Genomic DNA, 19,272 nt, shown 5'->3' with positions numbered 1-19,272 from the left:
CCTTCTCTCACGGGAGTTCTAGTGAAGAACAGCGGTCAGCTCTCACGGCGCCAGATACTCGCCGCCGCAGGCTTCATCGGCCTCGCGACGCTCACGTCCTGCGGCAGCGGTGACGACGACGCCGACGGCAAGGATCTGGCGAAGAAGCAGGACGGCGCCATGAAGGAGTTCAAGGCGGGCCAACAGTTCAAGGCCACCAAGGCGCTGTCCTTCTCCACGCTGCACAACAACAACCCGGTCTATCCGACCAAGGACGGCTGGTTGTTCTGGAAGGAGCTCGCCAAGCGCACGAGAGTCACCCTCAAGCCCGTCGACGTACCGCTCGCGGACTACGAGAAGAAGCGCGGCGTGCTGATCGGCTCGGGCGACGCGCCGTTCCTGATCCCGAAGACGTACCACCCCTCCGAGGTCGCGTTCGTCTCGTCCGGCGCGATCCTCCCGGTCAGCGACTACGTCCAGCTGATGCCCAACTTCCGCGCCAAGGTGAAGCAGTGGAAGCTCGAGCCGGAGATCGACTCCATCCGGCAGTCCGACGGCAAGTACTACCTGCTGCCCGGCCTGCACGAGAAGGTGAAGTCCGGTTACTCGATGTCGCTGCGCACGGACATCCTCGACAAGCACGGACTCGCCCTGCCGACCACCTGGGACGAGGTGTACGACGTCCTGAAGGCGCTCAAGGAGGAGTACCCCGGCAAGTACCCGATGACCGACCGCTGGAGCACCAACACCCCGTTCCCCTGCGGCGCGTTGTTCCAGTACCTCGGCCAGGCGCACGGGGTGCGGGCCGGCTGGTCGTACGACAACATCAGCTACGACGGCAAGGCGAAGAAGTTCGTCTTCACGCCGACGCAGGACGGCTACCGGTCGATGGTCGAGTACCTGCGCAAGCTGGTCGCGGAGAAGCTGCTCGACCCCGAGTCCTTCACCCAGCAGGACGACCAGGCCGTGCAGAAGCTGCTCGCCGAGAAGTCGTACGTCATCAGCGCCAACCCGCAGGAGCTGGTGCAGAACTACCGCTACAACCTGAAGAAGCAGGTCAAGGGCGCGAAGATCGAGATGATCCCGGTGCCGCTCGGCCCGGCGGGTGCGGTGGTGAACGGCGGCTCCCGCCTGGAGAACGGCGTGATGATCTCCAGCAAGGCACTCAAGGAGGACACGTTCGTCGCGATGATGCAGTTCGTCGACTGGCTCTTCTACTCGGACGAAGGCCAGGAGTTCTGCAAGTGGGGCGTCGAGGGCGTCACGTACACGAAGTCCGGAGGCACGTACAAGCTCAAGGACGGCATCACACTCATGGGCTCCGACCCGGACGCCCCGAAGGACCTCCAGAAGGACTTCGGCTTCTTCAACGGCGTCTTCACCTACGGCGGCAGCTGGGAACTCGTCTCCTCCAACTTCAGCGCCGACGAGCAGAAGTTCCAGGACGGGATGTCGAAGCGCAAGGAGCTGCCGATCGGCCCCGCGCACCCACTGCAGTCCGCCGAACAGGAGCAGGCCACGCTCTGGGACACCCCGCTGAAGGACTACACGATCCAGAACACGCTGAAGTTCGTGCTGGGCAAGCGGCCGATGTCCCAATGGGGCGACTTCCTCACGGAGTTGAAGGCGAAGAACTCGCAGCAGCTGGTCGACCTGCACAACAAGGCGGCCGACCGCTTCGCGAAGGAGAACGGGTGACGGCGGTGACCGGACGGGCTCCAACCGCCGTGGCGCGCGGTGGCTTCGGCACCGGGCCGCTGTCCCGCGCCGCGGCGCTCGTCCACACCCTGCTCACCGTGGAGGCGATGCTCCTCGCGGCGGCATCGCCCGGCCTGGCCGGCGTGTTCCTGCTCGGCACCGATCCGTCGAACCTGCCGCTGATCGCCCTGTGCCTGGTGCCGCTCGGACCCGCGCTGTCCGCCGCCCTGTACGCGCTGCACCGGCGCGGGCGGGAGCTCACGGAGCTGCGGCCCGCGCGGACGTTCTGGTACGGCTGGCGGCTGAACGCGGTTCCGGTGCTGCGCCTTTGGGTGCCGCTGCTCGCCTGGCTGACGGTGATCGGCTTCTCGCTGACGCACTTCCCGGACGCCGGGGTGCCCGGCTGGTGGGCGGGGCTGCTCGTGGTGGTCGGCGTGGTGTCGCTGCTGTGGGGCGGGCATGCCCTCGTGCTCGGCTCGCTGTTCGCGTTCCGCTCCGGCGACACCGCCCGGCTCGCCGCGTACTTCCTGCTGCACAGGCCGACGGCGTCGCTCGCCACCGCCTCGCTGCTCGTCCTCGCCGGGGGCCTGACGGCGCTCGGCACCGAGGCCCTGCCGGTCCTGCTCGCCGCACCCCTGCTCCTTTCCCTGCTGCACGCCTTCCGCTCGGAGATCACCGAGGCCCAGGAGGACTTCACGGCATGAGTCGCCCGCACATCGACAAGATCCTCTACGGCGGTGACTACAACCCCGAGCAGTGGCCGAAGGAGGTGTGGGACGCCGACCACCGGCTCTTCACGAAGGCCGGGATCGACACCCTGACCGTCGGCGTCTTCATCTGGTCGCTGACCCAACCCGCCCCGGACAGCTACGACTTCACGGTGGTCGACGACATCCTGGACCGCGCGTCCGCCGAGGGCCGTCGCGTCGTCCTCGCCACCGGTACGGCCGCACTCCCGCCCTGGCTGGCGAAGGCGCACCCGGAGGTCAACCGCACCGACTTCGAGGGCCGCCGGCACGCGTACGGCCAGCGCCACAACTTCTGCCCGAGCTCACGGACGTACCGGCGTCTGTCGACCGCGCTCGCCTCCCGCCTGGCCGAGCGGTACGCGCACCACCCGGCGCTGCTGGCCTGGCACGTCAACAACGAGTACGGCGGGGCCTGTTACTGCGAACGGTGCGCGGAGGCGTTCCGCGACTGGCTGCGCGAGCGGCACGGCAGTCTCGACGCCCTCAACGACGCCTGGTGCACGACGTTCTGGTCGCACCGCTTCACGGACTGGTCGCAGATCGAGCCGCCGAACGCGCTCACCGAGCACTGGCGCGGCCCGGACCACACCGCCTTCCAGGGCATCACGCTCGACTACCTGCGCTTCACGACGGACGCGCTGCTCGGCTGCTTCGTGGCGGAGAAGGAGGCGATCCGCGCGCACGACCCGGCCACCCCGGTGACGACCAACTTCATGGGCATGTACCGCCCGTTGGACTACCACCGGTGGGCGCCGCACCTCGACTTCGCGTCGTGGGACAGCTATCCGCCGCTCGACAAGCCGCCGTCGTGGCCGGCGCTCGCCCACGACCTGATGCGCGGCCTGAAGGACGGCGCCCCGTTCTGGCTGATGGAGCAGGCCCCGTCGACGACGGCGTGCCGCGACGTCAATCCACTGCGCAGACCGGGCGAGTTGCGACTGGCGACATGGCAGGCGGTGGCGCACGGCGCGGACGCGGCCCTGTACTTCCAGATGCGGGCCTCGCGCGGGGCGAGCGAGAAGTTCTTCGGCGCGGTGATCGGACATGCGGGCCGGGAGGACACTCGCGTCTTCGGTGAAGTTGCCGCATTGGGCGGCGAGTTGGCATCACTGGGGTCGAGCACCGTCGGCGCGCGCACCCCGGCCCGCACCGCGCTGCTCTTCGACTGGGACAGCTGGTGGGCGCTGGAGATCTCGGACGGCCCGTCTCGGCTCGTGAAGTACCTCGACGTCGTGCACGCCTACTACGGCGCGGCGCGGGCGGCGGGCGCGGACGTGGACGTCGTCCCGGTGACGGCGGACCTGTCGGGCTACGACGTGGTGCTCGCGCCCGCGCTGCACCTGGTGAAGGGGGATCTGGCCGGGCGCCTGGAGGCCGTGGCGGAGCGCGGCGGGACGGTGCTGACGACGTTCCTCTCGGGGCGCTGCGACGAGCACGACCGCGCGTTCCTCGCCGATGTGCCGGGCCCGTTGGCGCCGCTGATGGGGGTGCGCGTCGACGAGTGGGACGCGCGCCCGGCCGGGGTCACGAACCCGCTGGACGGGGGCGGCGGCGAGGGGAGCCTGGTCTTCGAGATCGTGATCCCGCAGGGCGCCGAGCCGGTGGCCCGCTACACGTCCGACTTCTACGCGGGCACCCCGGCCGTGACCCGCAACCGCTTCGGCGAGAGCGGCGGTGAGGGCTGGTACGTGGCGACACACCTGGACGAGGCGGGCACGGACCGGGTGGTGCGTGCCGTGCTCGCCCGCCACGATCTGATCGGCCCGTACGCGGACCACCGCGATGTCGAGTCGGCGACCCGCGTCGCGCCGGACGGCACGCGGGTGCTGTTCCTGCTCAACCATGGTGCTGTGGCAGTCGAGTTGACGGCTCACACCACTGCGACCGATCTCCTCACCGGCGAACGCCACGAGAAGGGTGGGCCGCTCACGCTCGGCCCGCTGGGCGTGGCGGTGCTCCGCGTCGAGTGACGCCGCCGGGGCGGGGCGGCTCAGTGGATGAGCCGCCCCGCCCCGTCCGGCACCCCCGACTTGCGCAGGAAGTAGCTGTTGACCTGGTCCCGCCACTCGCGGGCGCAGCGCAACTGCTCCTCGTACAGCTCGCTCACGCGGGCGTGCCGTGCGGGTGTCATCAGCCCGGCGAGCGACGCCCACACCTCCTGCGCGGCCACCACTTCCTCGACGCCCTCGAAGTGGGTGTCGTAGATGTGCTGGATGACGGTCCTGCCGCTGTGCAGCACGTGCTCGTAGGGCACGTGGTGGAAGAACAGGAGCAGTTCGTCGGGGCAGGTGTCCGGGGTCTCGTACGTGTCCGACCAGGGCGGCGCGTACTGGCCCGCGTATCCGGTGCCGGTGGCGCGGCTGCGGTCCACGCCGACGCCGTCGCGATCGGCGAAGTGGTAGGTGCCCCAGGGGCTGTACTCGTATCCGTCGACACTCGGCCCGTAGTGGTGACCGGGCTGCACCATGAAGCCGACGCCGAGGGGCGCGGTGTACTTCTCGTACGTCACCCAGGACCCGGCGAGCACGTCGTGCAGCCCGGACCGCAGCAGGGCGGGATCACCGGTCGACTCCGGCGTGAACGTCAACTCGATCCACTCGTCCAGGAGTTGTCCGGGTTCGGCATCCGGGTTCCAGGCCAGCCGGCCGAAGGCGTACAGGTTGAACTGGGCGAGTGGGTGGCCGGTCCAGAACGGGTCGTCGCCCGCATTGGAGACGGCCACCAGACCGCCGCCCGCGGCTAGTTGCCCAACCGTGGGACCGTCGCCGCCATGGGTTCGGAACCGCAGCACCTCGCTCCACATCGGTGCGAGCGCGCACACGTGCCACTGCTGCCCGGTGTACTCCTGGGTGACCTGGAGCTCGACGGCGACGCGCGTGGCGGGCAGCGCACCGATGACCGGCGACACGGGTTCACGGACCTGGAAGTCCATCGGCCCGTGCTTCACCTGGAGGACGGCGTTGTCCCTGAACTGCCCGTCCAGCGGGGCGAAATGGTCGTACGCGGCGCGCGCCCGGTCCGTGCTCCGGTCGCGCCAGTCCTGGCGGTGGTCGTACACGAACGCCCGCCAGTGGACCGTGCCGCCGTGCGGGGCGAGCGCGTCGGCGAGCAGGTTCGCCCCGTCGGCGTGCGAGCGGCCGTAGGCGAAAGGCCCCGGCTGCCCCTCGGAGTCGGCCTTGACGATGAAGCCGCCGAAGTCGGGGATGACGTCGTACACCCGGTCCACGGCCGCCCGCCACCACGCCCGTACGCCTTCGTCGAGCGGATCGGCGGTGTCGAGGCCGCCGAGGAGCAGGGGCGCGGCGAAGCTGACGGAGAGGTGGGTACGGATGCCGTAGTGGCGCAACTCGGCGGCGATGGCGGCGACTTCACCGATCCGGTCGGTGAGCAGCCGGGCTTCCGTCGCGTGCACGTTGACGTTGTTGACGCCGAGCGCGTTGACGCCACTGGCCGCGAGCAGCCGCGCATACGCCCGCACCCGTTCCGGCTCCGCGCGGGCCTTCCCGTCCCGCCAGAACAGCGATCCGCCCGCGTACCCGCGCTCCACCTGCCCCATCACGGGGTGCACGTCGACGTTGTCCCAGTGGTCGAGCATGCGCAGGTCGAGGGCGGGCCGGTGCGTTTCGGGCGGCGCGTCGGCGAAGGCGGCCCCGCCTAGGCGGACGACGTGGAAGTAGCCGTGGAGCAGGCCGGCCGGGGTGGCGGCGGTGACGGTGGCGCGGCCGGCGCCCCGCTCCAGGAGGAACCCTTCGGCCCCTTGGTCGCCGGCACCAGTGACCTGGAGCAGCAGCTCGTACGCCTCGCCCTCTCCGACCACCTTTCCGCCGAACTTCGCGCAGGCGTCGGTCACTTCGGTCCGGACGGTGTCCACCAGTACGCCCTCGCCCCGCACGAGGACGCGCCGCGCGCCGACCCCGCGCAGCGCCCCGTCGGGCAGCCACGCGGGATCGACGCCGTGCAGGGGTGCAGCGACGCTGTGCGGGGGTGTATCGACGCCGTGCGGGGGTGTCACGACTGCGCCACGTCCAGCGCGCTGATCCCCACGGCGCCCGTGACGTCCCCGGGCTTGCTGCTGGTCAGCTTCAGGCGGAGCGATCGTCCTCGTACCGCGTCGAAGGTGATGACGGTGGGCTCGCCGGAGGCCTTGGCCCAGGCGATGTCGGCGTCGTCCACGACGGTGTACGTGTCGCCGTCGCCGACCGCCACCTCGATCGCGGCGGGCAGGGAGTGGGTGGCATCGACCGTGAAGGAGGCCTCGATGCGGCCCACTTGCCGTTCCTCGGCCCAGGTCACCGAGACCCAGTCCTCCGGCCGCGCGCCCTTGAAGGCGGGCAGCAGGGCGGTGGCGTCCTTGCTGAACGCGTTGGACCACTGGGTGGCCGGGTCGCCGTCGAGCATCGCGGCGGGGAGTGTCTTCGTGGCACCCGAGTAACTGGCGTCGGCGTGCGGGTACTTGGTGGCGCCCGGGCCCGGGTCGGGGGCGAAGGGCTCGGCCGGGGTGACGGGTTCTCCCGCCGGGCCCGTGACGCGTAGCGTCGCCCTGCCCTGCCGCAGTCCGTCCGCGCGCGCCGTGACGGTGAGGGAACCCGGCTCGGTGCCGGCGCGCACGATCGCGAGCGCGAGCCCGTGGAACGTGGTGCGGGTGCTGGCCTGGTAGCGCTCGGCGGACTCCTGCTGCCCGTTGTCGACGCCCGCCAAGTGGCCGCCCTTCACGCTGAATTCGAGGAGCTGCGCGGCGTCGGGGACGACGGTTCCCTTCGCGTCGACTACCTCCGCGGTGACGAAGGCGAGGGCCCGCCCGTCCGCCGCGACCGACTTCCGGTCCGCCGTCAGACGCACGGCATGCGGGGCTCCGGCCGTACGCAGCACGTCCGTCGCCACCGTCTTGCCGCCGCGCCGCGCGACCGCCTTCAGCTCACCGGCCGCGAAGGGCACCTTCCATGTCAGGTGCAGCTTGCCCGCGCTGCCGTTCGGCGAGGTGTAGCTGCCGGGGTAGGCGCCGGACGTGACGGTCTTGTCGTCGTGCGTGGCCTCCGTGGTCTCCAGGTACGGGCGGCCGTCGACGGTCTTCTTCTCGTCGAAGGAACGGGTGCCCAGGGAACGGCCGTTGAGGTAAAGCTCGACCTCGGCGACGTTCGCGTACGCCCACACCTCCACCTCCTGACCGTCCTCGTACGTCGTCCAGTCCATCGGCAGCAGATGCACCATCGGCTCGTCGACCCACTGGCTGCGGAAGAGGTGGTACATGTCCTTCGGGAAGCCGGCCGTGTCGACCGCGCCGAAGAACGAGGCCTTCACCGGGAACACGTCGTACGGGGTGGGTTCGCCGATGTAGTCGATGCCCGACCACAGGAACTCACCGGCGAAGAAGCGCCGGTCACGGTCCTTCTTCAGGCCGTACTCGCCGCTCATGGTCCAGGAGGCGAGGTTGTTGTCGTAGGAGGAGGTGGCACGCTTGCCGGGGGTGTGGTTCTCGCCCGTGTTGAGGTGTTCCGGCTCCTGGTACGTACCCCGGCTCGATGTCTCGGACGAGGACTCGGACTCGAAGAGGAACAGGTGCGGGTAGCGCTTGTGCAGCGCGTCGACGGAGGCGGCAGTGTTGTAGTTGAGGCCGAGGCCGTCCAGCCCGGCGACGATCTTGTCGGCGGGCGAGCCCACGGCGGGCAGCGAGCGGTACTTGTCGGAGCCGATGACGACCGGGCGGGTGCCGTCGAGTTCCTTGACGTCGGCGATGAGACGCTCCGCCATGGCGATGCCCTGCGTCTGAGTGGAGTCGGGGATCTCGTTGCCGATGGACCACATCAGGACGGCCGGGGAGTTGCGGGCGGCGCGCACCATCTCGGCGATGTCGGCGTCGGAGTGCTCGTCGAAGAAGCGGCCGTAGTCGTAGGTGTTCTTGCCGGTGCGCCAGCAGTCGAAGGCCTCGACGAGCATGATCAGGCCGAGGTCCTCGCAGGCCTCGATGACCTCGGGCGCGGGCGGGTTGTGCGAGGTGCGCAGCGCGTTGACGCCCATGGACTTCATGATGGTCAACTGGCGGCGTACGGCGTCGGGTTGCACGGCGGCGCCGAGCGCACCGAGGTCGTGGTGCAGGTCGACGCCCTTGATCTTCGTGTGGGTGCCGTTGAGCGAGAGGCCCTCGTCGGGGTCGAAGGTGGCGTGCCGGAGGCCGAAGCGGGTGCGGTAGGTGTCGACGGTGCGGCCGTCGACGCGCAGGTCGGTGACGAGCGTGTAGCGGTTCCCCGGAGTCCCGATGGACCACAACTCCGGCTTGTTGATCCGTAGTTGAAGGTGATCCGTCTTGCCGTCCTTGCCGACTCCCGCGAGGGTCGACTCGGCGCGCGCCACGCGGCGGCCCTTCGCGTCGCGGACCGTGGAGAGGACCGTCACGTCGCGTGCGGCGCCCGAGGCATTGGCGACGGTCGTGCTTACGTCGACGGTGGCGTAGCCCTTCTTGAGGGTCTCGGCGAGGTCGGGCGTCGTGACGAACGTGCCCCAGCGCTCGACGTGCACCGGTTCGGTGACGACGAGGCGGGCCCTGCGGTAGATGCCGCTGCCGGAGTACCAGCGGCTGCTGGGCAGGCGATTGCGGACCTCGACGGCGAGGAGGTTGGAGGTGGCGCCGTCGACGTGCAGCAGGTCGGTGATGTCGTGGGCGAACCCGGTGTAGCCGTAGGGGTGGTGGGTGACGAGCTCGCCGTTCACGTAGACGTTGGCGTCCATGTAGACGCCGTCGAACTCGACGGAGATCCGCTTGCCCGCGTACGCCTTCGGCACCGTGAACGTCTTGCGGTACCAGCCGAGTCCGCCGGGGAGGAAGCCCGTGCCGCTCGTGGTGTTGTGCTCGGTGGTGGGGGTCTGCTCGATGGACCAGTCGTGCGGGACGGCGACCTTCCGCCACTTCGCGTCGTCGTAGTCGGGCCGCTCGGCGTCGGCGTACGCGCCGGTCGGATCGGTGATGCCGTCCGGGCTGACCAGCGCGAAGCGCCAGCCGTCGGCGAGCTCGACGGTGCGGCGCCCGACGTTCCCCGCGCGACCCTCGGCGGCGCCGGCGGCGGGCGCTGCGAGCGCCCCCACGACGGGGGCGGCCGCGCTCGCAGCCAGCACGGATCTACGACTGACGGATCTACGACTAGCAGACATGCGGAAATCCCCTCGAAGCCAACAGGACTCGCCATAAGCAAACGTGAGCCAACAGATTCTTGTGGCTTCGCGTGGGGATTAGTCAATAGCCTTACCGAATAAGGTGCGTGAGGAGCCCGTGACACCTGAGACTTCAGGCCACTCCTCAGCAGGGAGGGACGGGCGGCGGGCCGAAGCCCTTACGTGTCGCCGATCGTCGGGTACGGGAACTTGACCCCGGTGCCGCCATCCACGACGAGCGTCTGCCCGGTCACGTACGAGGAGAGCGGCGAGGCCAGGAAGAGGAGGGCCGCGGCGATGTCGGCGGGCTGGGCGACACGGCCGAGCGGTGCGTTCGCCGCATTGACAGCACGCCCCTCCTCCCCGAGCAGCCCCGCGACCCGCGGCGTCCACACCACACCGGGCGCCACCGCATTGACCCGCACCCCGCGCGGCCCGTACTCGACGGCAGCCGTCCGCACCAGGGACATCAGCCCCGCCTTGGCGGCTCCGTACGCGCCGTGCAGCGGAGCCGCCGTGAGCCCCGACACGGACGCCACGAACACCAGCGGCCCGCCGCCCGCCGCCGCCACCGCCGCTCCCCCGTACTGAACGGCGAGCCAGGCGTGCCGCAGGACCAGGTCGAAGTGCCACTGCCACGCGTCGTCGTCGAGCCCGTCCAGGGCCTCGTAACGGGCCATGCCGACGATGTCGACGACGCCGCCGACCGGCCCCAACTCCCGTTGCGCGTACGCGAAGAGCTCCCGCATGTCCTGTCGCCGCGTCACGTCCGCCACGTACGGGACGCCACCGGTCTGGGCCGCGACCGCGTCCACCCGCTCCTTGTCGACGTCCACGCACAAGACGCACGCGCCCGCCGAGGTGAGCGCGTGGGCGGTCTGCCGCCCGATGCCGTTGCCCGCACCGAGCAGGACGAAGGTGCGGCCGTCGACCCGGTGCAGGGCGCCGTAGTCGGGCACTGGGGTGTCGTCGAGGTCCATGGACGAGCTCCTCCGGTAGCCGGTCCGGTGGGCGGGCGCGGGCCGACGATGCGGGAGATCTGACGAAGTGTCAATACCGACGGGGGCCGACGCGGGCCCGCCCGTGCCCGGGAATGTCCGGACTCCGGTTAGCGTTGTCCGCGAGCAAGACAAAGCACAGAAAAAGCACCGACAAATACACAGACAAATACACAGACAACCTGGTGGAAGGCGGCACACCGTGCACGGCGAGTACAAGATCCCCGGCGGCAAGCTCGTCGTCGTCGACGTGGACGTGGCGGACGGCGTGCTGCGCCAGGTCCGGGTGGCGGGCGACTTCTTCCTCGAACCGGACGACGCGCTCCTCGCGATCAACGCCGCGCTCGAAGGCGCCCCGGCCGACGCCGACACCGCCACCCTCGCCGCCCGGATCGACGCGGGACTGCCGGCCGGCACGGTGATGCTCGGCCTGACGACCGAGGGCGTCGCCACCGCCGTGCGCCGCGCGCTCGCCCAGGCCACGGACTGGCGGGACTACGACTGGCAGCTCGTCCACGACGCGCCCCAGTCCCCCGTCCTGCACATGGCGCTCGACGAGGTGATGGTGGAGCAGGTCGCGCTCGGGCAGCGGCCGCCGACGCTGCGCGTGTGGGAGTGGGACCGGCCCGCGGTGATCATCGGCAGCTTCCAGTCGCTGCGCAACGAGGTCGACCCGGAGGGCGTCGAGCGGCACGGGGTGACCGTCGTCCGCCGTGTCTCCGGCGGCGGCGCCATGTTCGCGGAGCCGAAGTCCACCATCACGTACTCGCTCGCGGTCCCCGAGTCCCTGGTCTCCGGCCTCTCCTTCCAGGACTCCTACGCCTACCTGGACGACTGGGTGCTCGGCGCCCTCGCCGACATGGGCATCAAGGCCTGGTACCAGCCGCTCAACGACATCGCCACGGACGTCGGCAAGGTCGCGGGCGCCGCGCAGAAGCGGGTCGCGGCCGGGCAGGGCGCGGTGCTGCACCACGTGACGATGTCGTACGACATCGACGCCGACAAGATGGTCGACGTGCTGCGCATCGGCAAGGAGAAGCTGTCCGACAAGGGCACGAAGAGCGCCAAGAAGCGCGTCGATCCGCTCCGCCGCCAGACCGGCCTGCCCCGCGAGGAGGTCATCTCCCGCATGATCGACTCGTTCCGCAGCCGGTACGGCCTGACCGAGGGCAAGGTGACCGACGAGGAACTGGCCCGCGCCCAGGACCTCGTACGCACCAAGTTCGGCACGGACGAGTGGACGGCGCGGGTCCCGTAGTCCTCAGCCGGGCGACCCCGGGGCTACACCGTCGCCTGGCTGCTGTCGCGGAACTCGCCCCAGCCGTGCCAGCGCTCGATCTCCATGACCGCCGTGAACCGGGCCCGCTCGCGCTCCGGGTAGGGGCCGCCCGCGTAATGGGTGGAGATCCGGTCGATGTCGGCGAGGCCCTTGTCCTCGCGGATGTCGACGGCTCGGCCGATGAGGGTGATGTGCGTGTACCAGCTGTCCTTGTCGAGGACGGTGAGGGTGAGCCGCGGGTCACGGCGCAGGTGCCCGAGGCGGACCCGCCCCTCGTCCATGTTGAGCAGCACCCGGCCGTCCTCCCAGAGGTACCAGGTCGCCGCGGACACGGGCGCCCCGTCCGAACGGAGCGTGGCGACGGTGGCCGGGTTCGCTTGCTCGAGCATGGCGACGGCTTCTGCGGACAGTGGGGGCTTGGACACGGTTCCTCCTGTTACGTCATACGTCGAGGGGTACACGGTCGACCCTAGTCACATCAAGCCCCTGCGGCGATTGAGCAGCGGGGTCCGGGGCAGAGCCCCGTGACGTAGGACCGGCCGACCGCAACAATCCCGGCCTAAAGCAACCGCAGAAGCGCATGCAACGCCGGATTGTCATTCGCCTTCCGCCACACCAGATGCAACTCGACCGGCGCCGCATCGGACAGCTCCAACGGCCGGAACGCGATACCCGGGAACCGCATCTGCGCCGCCGACTCGGGCACGAAGGCGATGCCCCACCCGGCGTGCACCATGGCAAGCAGACTGTGCACCTGACTGAGGTACTGCGTGAAGCGCGGCCGCACCCGCGCCTCACGGAAGATGCTGACCAGCAGTTCGTGGAAGTAGCGGGCCTCGATCGGCGAGTACATGAGCACGTCCTGCCCGTCGAACTCCCCCATCGGCAGCGGCCCTTCACCCTCGGCGAGCGGATGCGCGCTCGGCACCGCGGCGAGCAGCCCCTCGCGGGTGGTCGAGCGGGTCTCCAGGTCGGGGCCGGTGCTGGAGGGGCGGATCATGCCGAGGTCGAGGGAGCCCTCGGTGAGGGCCTCCAGCTGGTCGCGGGTCACCTTCTCGCGGAGCACGATCTCCGTACCGGGCATGGAGGTCCGGGCCACGTCGAGCAGCGGGCCGAGCGCGGAGTAGGCGCTCGCCGCGGTGAAGCCGACGGCGATGGCGCCCGCCTCACCCGTGGACACCTGCCGCGCGGCGAGCGTGGCCGCCTCGGCCTGCCGCAGGATGGTGCGTGCCTCGTTGAGGAAGGCGCGGCCCGCCGGGGTGAGCCGGACGGTGCGGTTGGTGCGGTCGAGGAGCTGCACGTCCAGCTCGTGCTCAAGGAGCTGGATCTGCCGGCTGAGTGGGGGCTGTGTCATCCGCAGCCGTTCGGCGGCCCGCGTGAAGTGCAGTTCCTCCGCGACGGCCACGAAGCTCGCCAGCTGCGCAAGCGTGAACAACGATGCCCTCCAGGTATTGAATCATCCAAAAACTATGTTTGACGTGGATCAATCGCCGACCTTAGCGTCAACAGGAACCAACGGCTCACACCCCCAGGGATTCGCAGTGGTGACCAGCACGTCCACAGCCAGTTCAGCCGCCTCCCGTCAGGGCGAGGCGACCATCGACACCATCGCCTGGATCAAGCTCTCGTCCGTCACGCTGCCCCTCGCGACGCCGATCAGCGACGCCAAGGTGCTCACCGGCCGGCAGAAGCCGATGACCGAGGTCGCCTTCCTGTTCGCGGAGATCGAGACCACCGAGGGCCACTCCGGCATCGGCTTCGGCTACTCCAAGCGCGCCGGCGGCCCCGCCCAGTTCGCACACGCCAAGGAGATCGCCGACAACCTGATCGGCGAGGACCCCAGCGACATCGGCCGCCTGTGGACGAAGCTGGTGTGGGCCGGCGCCTCCGTCGGCCGCAGCGGCGTCGCCACGCAGGCCATCGCCGCGATCGACATCGCCCTGTGGGACCTCAAGGCCAAGCGGGCCGGCCTGCCGCTCGCCAAGCTGCTCGGCGCCCACCGCGACTCGGTGCAGTGCTACAACACCTCCGGCGGCTTCCTGCACACGCCGACCGACCAGGTCCTCGACAACGCCACCGCCTCCCTGGCCAGCGGCATCGGCGGCATCAAGATCAAGGTCGGCAACCCGGACCGCAAGGCCGACCTCGCCCGGCTGACCGCCGTACGCGAGCACATCGGCGACGACGTCCCGCTGATGGTCGACGCCAACCAGCAGTGGGACCGGCCCACCGCCCAGCGCATGGGCCGGGCCATGGAGGAGTTCAACCTCGTCTGGATCGAGGAGCCGCTCGACGCCTACGACGCGCAGGGCCACGCCGCGCTCGCCGCCTCGCTCGACACGTCCGTCGCCACCGGCGAGATGCTCGCGTCGGTCGCCGAGCACGTCGAGCTGATCAAGGCGAACGCCTGCGACATCATCCAGCCCGACGCCCCGCGCATCGGCGGCATCACCCAGTTCCTCAAGCTGGCCACCCTCGCCGAGCACAACAACCTGCAGCTGGCCCCGCACTTCGCGATGGAGATCCACCTCCACCTCGCCGCGGCCTACCCGATCGAGCCGTGGGTGGAGCACTTCGACTGGCTGGAGCCGCTGTTCAACGAGCGCCTGGCGATCAGCGACGGCCGCATGCACCTGTCGTCCCGCCCGGGCCTCGGCATCACCCTGAGCGAGCAGGCCCGCGCCTGGACCATCGCCACGCACGAGGTGGGCGCGCGCCCGTAATCCACCTCTCCCCCACCCTCTGGCGCGGGCCCGCTGACGGACAGCGCGGGACCCGCGCCAGAGCCATGTCCGGAACACCCACTGATGCTGACCAGGTATCACTGAATGCAAAAACAGTGTTGGACGGGCATGAGTGACGCCTCGTAATGTCGTACTCACACCACCCCTTCACCGTCCACCAGCGTTCAGCAGGAGCAGACCACCCATGTCGTCCTTCACCCCGTCAGAGCTCGGCGCCCGCATCGGCTCGGGCCTGCTCTCCTTCCCGGTCACCCACTTCAAGGCCGCGGACCTCGCGTTCGACGAGCAGGCCTACCGCGCCAACATCGAGCGCCTGGCCGAGCACGAGGTCGGCGGTCTCTTCGCCGCGGGCGGCACCGGCGAGTTCTTCTCGCTGACCGCCGCGGAGACGGAGCAGGTGGTGACCGCGGCCGTGCAGGCGGCGCCCGAGGGCACCCCGATCCTCGCCCCGGCCGGGTACGGCACGCGCACCGCGATCGAGTACGCGCAGGCGGCCGAACGAGCGGGCGCCGACGGCCTGTTGCTCTTCCCGCCGTACCTGACGGAGGCCTCGCAGGACGGCCTGGCCGAGCACGTCGAGGCGGTCTGCAAGGCCACGAACCTCGGAGTCATCGCCTACGGCCGGGCCAACGCCAAGTACAGCGCGGACACCCTGGCCCGCGTCGCCGAGTCCTGCCCGAACCTGATCGGCTACAAGGACGGCGTCGGCGACATCGACGCCATGACCCGCATCTACACCCGCCTCGGCGACCGCTTCACGTACGTCGGCGGACTGCCCACCGCGGAGATGTACGCCCTCCCGTACCTCGAACTCGGCGTCACCACCTACTCGTCGGCCATCTTCAACTTCCTGCCGGAGTTCGCCCTCGACTTCTACGCCGCCGTCCGCGGCCGGGACCACGCCACCGTCCTCAAGCACCTGCGCGACTTCGTGCTCCCGTACACGGAACTCCGCAACCGCAAGGCCGGCTACGCGGTCAGCATCGTCAAGGCGGGCATGACCGCGACGGGCCACCCGTCGGGCCCGGTCCGCCCGCCACTCACGGACCTGACCGAGGCCGAACTCGCCGAGCTGAAGGCGCTGATCAAGCGAGTGTGAGGCGGCGCCGCCTCACACCGTCCCATCGACGGTGAGCGTGAACCGCGCTGGTGTCGTGCCCGTGATGTACGCCTTCACGCCCGGCGCGGTGTCGCTCGCCCCGAGGTAGCCGAACTGTTCGCCGGGGTCGGTGGACGGCTCGCGGTCGCAGGCGGGCGCGGTGTGGGTGACGCGCAGGATGTCGGAGCCGACCGTGTACGTCGCCTCGGGCCCGCCGATGACACAGCGGTCGGGCCCGGCCGTCACCGTCGTCCCGGTGAGCGTGCCGCCGGGGCGGAAGGCCAGTTCCAGGGCGTACGTCGTCGGGGTCGAGTCCAGGTCGAAATCGACACGGACACCCGTGGCCGTGGCCGTCACCTCGGCCGTGACCGTGAGGTGATGGGTGTCGGCGGGCCTGGCCGCGAAGTCCATCGCGGCGTGGAACCGGCCCTCGTCGCCGAGCGGGTAGGCGCCGTCCGCGCGGCGGGCCGACGGCGGCAGCGGCTGGTAGAAGGAAGCCGAACGGTCGCTCGCCAGGCGGTACTTGCCGGGGCCGAGGCGTTCCAGGCCTTCGGCGCGGAACGGCCCGAGCGAGAAGAAGTCGACGTACAGCCGCACCGATTCGAGCACGGCCGCACCCTGCCGCAGCCGCAGGAACGTCGGGTTGGTGGCGATCCCCGAGCCGATGCGGGGTGTGGTGGCGATGTCGCCGCCACCGTAGACGGTCAAAGTCCGTGCACCATCGTGCAGTTGGGCGAGCCCCGAGGTGGCGAACACGCTCTCCGTGCGCTCCGCAGGCCTGGACGGCGACGGCAGCGGTTCCGCGAGCGCCGGGTCGATCAGCACGGCGGTAAGCGCGTCTGCCGCCGTCTCCCCGTCCACGCCGTGCTCCTGCACCGTCCGCGCCATCCGGGCGAACAGGGCGCGCTCCGGCTCGTCCGCGCGCAGGGCGAGTGCGCGGTACGGCATGAGGAACCGGTCGCCGAAGAAGCGGGCCCGCTGGTCCTGGCGCCGCGAGTGCACGGACTCCAGGCAGCCGTCGGCGTCGTACAGGGCGGCGAACGCGGCCAGGTTGCGGCGCACCGGCTCGCGCAGTTCGTCGCGGTCGAGGACGTCGGCGATCGCGAGCAGCGACGGGTTGGTGACGTGGGCGGCGTACAGCGGGCTGCGTTCGCTGTACATGCCGTCCGGCTGCAGATCGATGCCCTCGGCAAGCCAGTCGTCGATGCGTTCGGGGATCCGCGGGTCGGGGGCGAGCCGGTGCAGCCGGGCCAGGGCCGCGCACAACTCCCAGCGGTGGTTGGGGGTGTGCACTCCGCCGACGAGGAGGGCGGGGGTCGCGGCCTCGCGGATGTCGGTCAACACGGCCCGCAGGTCGGCGAGTTCACTGGGCTGCCGCTCCCGGGCGACCGTGTCGATCAGCTGGGTGAGCAGACAGACGTCGTTCATGGTGAACGAGGAGTCGGGCGGCGAGGCGAGGTTGTCGCCGCCGAAGAGCCCGTCCTTGCCCTGCAACTCCCGTAGATTCAGGGCACGTTGCAGAGCGACTGTCACGTGGCCGGACGCTTCGGGCCGCTCCCACACCCACGCCGCCACGAGCGCCTTGGCGTCCGAGGCGAGCGCCCGGTGCCGGGTCGTGTGCGGCGGCCCTTCGGGCGAGGCGAGTCGGGCTGTGCGGTCGGCGAGCGGCCCCGTGAGTGCCGCGAGGAAGTCGTGGTCCATGCCCCTGTCCATGTGTCAGTCCTTCAGGCCGGCGTCGAGGTCGGCGCTCATCACGTACCGCTGGAACACCAGGAACATCACGAGGAGCGGCACGATGGAGATGACGGACGCGGCGAGCAGCGTCGGCCAGTCGATGTTCTCGGCGCCCACCAGGCCGCGCAGCGCGACCTGCAGCGTGAACTGTTTGGGGTCGCCGAGCACGATCAGCGGCCAGATGTAGTCGTTCCAGCGCCACTGGAAGGAGAAGATCGCCAGCGTGATCGCGATGGGCCGGGCCAGCGGCATCATGATCGTGAGGAAGATCCTGGCCTCGCCCGCTCCGTCGATGCGGGCTGCCTCCAGGAGTTCGTCGGGGACGGTCAGGAAGAACTGGCGGAACATGAAGATGCCGGTCGCCGTCATGATCGACGGGACGATGACGCCGGTCAGCGTGTTGTAGAGGCCGAGGTTGCGGATCACCGTGAACGACGGGGTGAGGATGACCTCGGTCGGCAGCATCGTGGTGGCGAGGACGCAGACGAAGAACACCTTCAGCCAGCGCGCCGGGTACTTCGCGAGGGCGTAGCCGGTACCCGCGCTCGCCACGACGGTGAGCGCCGTGGAGAGCGTGGCCACCACGAGCGTGTTGCCGAAGTACCGGCTGAAGTCGATACGGTTCCAGGCGTCGACGAAGCCCTGCACGGTCCAGTGCTCGGGCAGGATGCTCAGCGGTGTGCTGAACAGCTCGCTGCCCGGCTTGAACGCGCTGAGCACGAACCACAGCACCGGGAACGCGAACAGCAGGGCGAGGATCCAGAGGGCGAGCGTCGGCAGGACCGAACGGGCCGCCGCCTGGCGGCGGGGCTCGGCGCCTTCCCGAATGTCCCGGGCTTCCCGGATCTCCTGGGATTCCTGGAGCTTCACGAGGCGCCACGCCCCTTTCCGACGCGGAGCTGGATGAGGGCGATGGCCATGAGGATCGCCATCAGGACCATGGAGACGGCGCTGGCGTAGCCGACCTTGGCGTACTTGAACCCGGTCTCGTAGACGTACTGGACGATCAGCCGGTTGTCGATGCCGGGGCCGCCGCCGTTGAGGGCCTGGACCATCCCGAACTCCTTCACCGAGTTCAGCGTGGCGAGCAGGACGACCATGAAGGAGGTCGGGGCGATCGACGGCAGGGTGATGTGCCGGAAGCGCTGCCAGGCGTTCGCGCCGTCCAGGGCGGCGGCCTCGTAGTACGACTTCGGCACGTTCCGCAGCGCGGCGATGAACAGCAGCATGTTGAAGGCGGTGCCGCCCCAGGCGGTGGCGACCACCATGACCATGAGCGCGAGGTTCGGGTCGGAGGACCACTTGGCGCCGCCGAGGCCGAGCTGTCCGAGGACGAAGTTGATGAACCCGAAGTCCTCGCCGAACAGCCAGCGCCACACCACGCCGGTGACGATCGGGGAGATCAGCCACGGCAGGAAGAAGATGGTCTTGGCGAGCGTGGCCCCGCGCGCGTACCGGTTGACCAGGAGTACCGCCACCGCGAGCGACAGTACGTAGACGAGTGGCACGGAGAGGACCACGTACAGCCCGGTCCTGGTCAGCGCGGAGTAGAAGTTGGAGTCGGCGAACAGGGTCGTGTAGTTGTCCAGGCCGACGAAGTCGGGTTTGCCGAGGCCCCGGTAGTCGGTGAACGAGTAGAGCAGGCCGAGTGCGCCGGGCCACAGGAAGAAGAGCAGGAACATCACGATGTTCACCGACGCGAAGGCCACGGGGGCCCAGCGGTGGCGGCGCCGTGGGCGTCGGCCGGGTGGGGCCGCGGCGGCGGGCTGCGTGGAGGTGCGGCGGGTGGCCGCGGTGATCGTCATCGTCGTCGACCTCGGTCTTCGGGAATGGCCAGGGCTTCGGTGGT

14 protein-coding genes are annotated in these 19,272 nt (G+C 70.0%); 6 read left to right on the top strand and 8 right to left on the bottom strand.

Annotated features, from left to right (window positions below; all coding sequences use genetic code 11):
- Positions 1–21: 21 nt before the first annotated feature.
- The 3 genes from OHA73_RS34910 to OHA73_RS34900 are packed head-to-tail and all read left to right on the top strand — an operon-like array spanning position 22 to position 4,396.
- Positions 22–1,677, top strand: a complete 1,656-nt coding sequence (locus tag OHA73_RS34910) for an ABC transporter substrate-binding protein (protein ID WP_266715594.1) — start codon at positions 22–24, stop codon at positions 1,675–1,677.
- Entirely contained in the window at positions 1,674–2,381 is a 708-nt protein-coding gene (locus OHA73_RS34905; protein WP_266715592.1) for a hypothetical protein, read from the top strand. Before OHA73_RS34910 ends, OHA73_RS34905 begins: the two co-directional genes overlap by 4 nt.
- The gene (locus tag OHA73_RS34900; RefSeq protein WP_327657069.1) at positions 2,378–4,396 is read left to right on the top strand and encodes a beta-galactosidase; all 2,019 of its coding nucleotides are present in this window, start codon (positions 2,378–2,380) and stop codon (positions 4,394–4,396) included. The genes OHA73_RS34905 and OHA73_RS34900 overlap by 4 nt, the downstream gene beginning before the upstream one ends.
- A gap of 20 nt (positions 4,397–4,416) precedes the next feature.
- Here OHA73_RS34900 and OHA73_RS34895 read toward each other — a convergent pair whose 3' ends face one another.
- The 3 genes from OHA73_RS34895 to OHA73_RS34885 form a co-directional block, all read right to left on the bottom strand.
- A complete protein-coding gene (locus tag OHA73_RS34895; protein WP_327658586.1) occupies positions 4,417–6,387 on the bottom strand; it encodes an alpha-glucuronidase in 1,971 nt (656 codons plus the stop codon).
- Positions 6,388–6,434: 47 nt separating this feature from the next.
- The gene (locus OHA73_RS34890; protein WP_327657068.1) at positions 6,435–9,569 is read right to left on the bottom strand and encodes a glycoside hydrolase family 2 TIM barrel-domain containing protein; all 3,135 of its coding nucleotides are present in this window, start codon (positions 9,567–9,569) and stop codon (positions 6,435–6,437) included.
- A gap of 179 nt (positions 9,570–9,748) precedes the next feature.
- Positions 9,749–10,549, bottom strand: coding sequence for an SDR family NAD(P)-dependent oxidoreductase (locus OHA73_RS34885; RefSeq protein ID WP_327657067.1), 801 nt, complete (start codon positions 10,547–10,549; stop codon positions 9,749–9,751).
- Between the two features lie 220 nt (positions 10,550–10,769).
- Here OHA73_RS34885 and OHA73_RS34880 point away from each other — a divergent pair, with 220 nt between their 5' ends.
- Complete coding sequence (locus OHA73_RS34880) at positions 10,770–11,825, top strand: lipoate--protein ligase family protein (RefSeq protein ID WP_327657066.1); 1,056 nt, start codon at positions 10,770–10,772, stop codon at positions 11,823–11,825.
- A 23-nt stretch (positions 11,826–11,848) separates the two neighbouring features.
- Here OHA73_RS34880 and OHA73_RS34875 read toward each other — a convergent pair whose 3' ends face one another.
- On the bottom strand, positions 11,849–12,271 hold the full coding sequence (locus tag OHA73_RS34875) for a PPOX class F420-dependent oxidoreductase (protein WP_266715580.1): 423 nt from the start codon (positions 12,269–12,271) through the stop codon (positions 11,849–11,851).
- Positions 12,272–12,405: 134 nt separating this feature from the next.
- Complete coding sequence (locus OHA73_RS34870) at positions 12,406–13,281, bottom strand: LysR substrate-binding domain-containing protein (protein ID WP_266715578.1); 876 nt, start codon at positions 13,279–13,281, stop codon at positions 12,406–12,408.
- Positions 13,282–13,390: 109 nt separating this feature from the next.
- On the opposite strand from OHA73_RS34870, the gene OHA73_RS34865 reads away from it, so the two are divergent.
- Positions 13,391–14,569, top strand: coding sequence for an L-talarate/galactarate dehydratase (locus tag OHA73_RS34865; RefSeq protein WP_443063158.1), 1,179 nt, complete (start codon positions 13,391–13,393; stop codon positions 14,567–14,569).
- Between the two features lie 205 nt (positions 14,570–14,774).
- Positions 14,775–15,689 (top strand): 5-dehydro-4-deoxyglucarate dehydratase, encoded by a 915-nt coding sequence (kdgD, locus tag OHA73_RS34860; RefSeq protein WP_327657064.1) that lies wholly within the window; start codon positions 14,775–14,777, stop codon positions 15,687–15,689.
- A gap of 12 nt (positions 15,690–15,701) precedes the next feature.
- Here the strand turns inward: kdgD and OHA73_RS34855 are convergent, their stop codons facing one another.
- From OHA73_RS34855 to OHA73_RS34845, 3 genes are read right to left on the bottom strand one after another with little or no spacing between them, the layout of a single operon-like run.
- Positions 15,702–17,402 carry a hypothetical protein gene (locus tag OHA73_RS34855; protein WP_327657063.1) on the bottom strand — a complete coding sequence of 567 codons (1,701 nt, stop codon included), beginning with the start codon at positions 17,400–17,402 and terminating at the stop codon, positions 15,702–15,704.
- Positions 17,403–17,405: 3 nt separating this feature from the next.
- Positions 17,406–18,293, bottom strand: a complete 888-nt coding sequence (locus OHA73_RS34850) for a carbohydrate ABC transporter permease (RefSeq protein ID WP_267068524.1) — start codon at positions 18,291–18,293, stop codon at positions 17,406–17,408.
- On the bottom strand, positions 18,290–19,228 hold the full coding sequence (locus OHA73_RS34845; protein ID WP_267068525.1) for a carbohydrate ABC transporter permease: 939 nt from the start codon (positions 19,226–19,228) through the stop codon (positions 18,290–18,292). Before OHA73_RS34845 ends, OHA73_RS34850 begins: the two co-directional genes overlap by 4 nt.
- Between the last annotated feature and the right edge of the window lie 44 nt (positions 19,229–19,272).

Origin of the sequence: Streptomyces sp. NBC_00483 (genome assembly GCF_036013745.1) — a bacterium.
GTDB lineage: Bacteria > Actinomycetota > Actinomycetes > Streptomycetales > Streptomycetaceae > Streptomyces.
The sequence above is the reverse complement of the archived record's forward strand: the minus strand, read 5'-3'. Positions and strand labels throughout refer to the sequence as shown.

Bases quoted from the DNA above. Each gene is read 5' to 3' on its own strand.
- OHA73_RS34900 (WP_327657069.1), top strand. From the start codon at position 2,378: ATGAGTCGCCCGCACATCGACAAGATCCTCTACGGCGGTGACTACAAC.
- OHA73_RS34890 (WP_327657068.1), bottom strand. From the start codon at position 9,569: ATGTCTGCTAGTCGTAGATCCGTCAGTCGTAGATCCGTGCTGGCTGCG.
- OHA73_RS34885 (WP_327657067.1), bottom strand. From the start codon at position 10,549: ATGGACCTCGACGACACCCCAGTGCCCGACTACGGCGCCCTGCACCGG.
- kdgD (WP_327657064.1), top strand. From the start codon at position 14,775: ATGTCGTCCTTCACCCCGTCAGAGCTCGGCGCCCGCATCGGCTCGGGC.
- OHA73_RS34855 (WP_327657063.1), bottom strand. From the start codon at position 17,402: ATGGACAGGGGCATGGACCACGACTTCCTCGCGGCACTCACGGGGCCG.
- OHA73_RS34845 (WP_267068525.1), bottom strand. From the start codon at position 19,228: ATGACGATCACCGCGGCCACCCGCCGCACCTCCACGCAGCCCGCCGCC.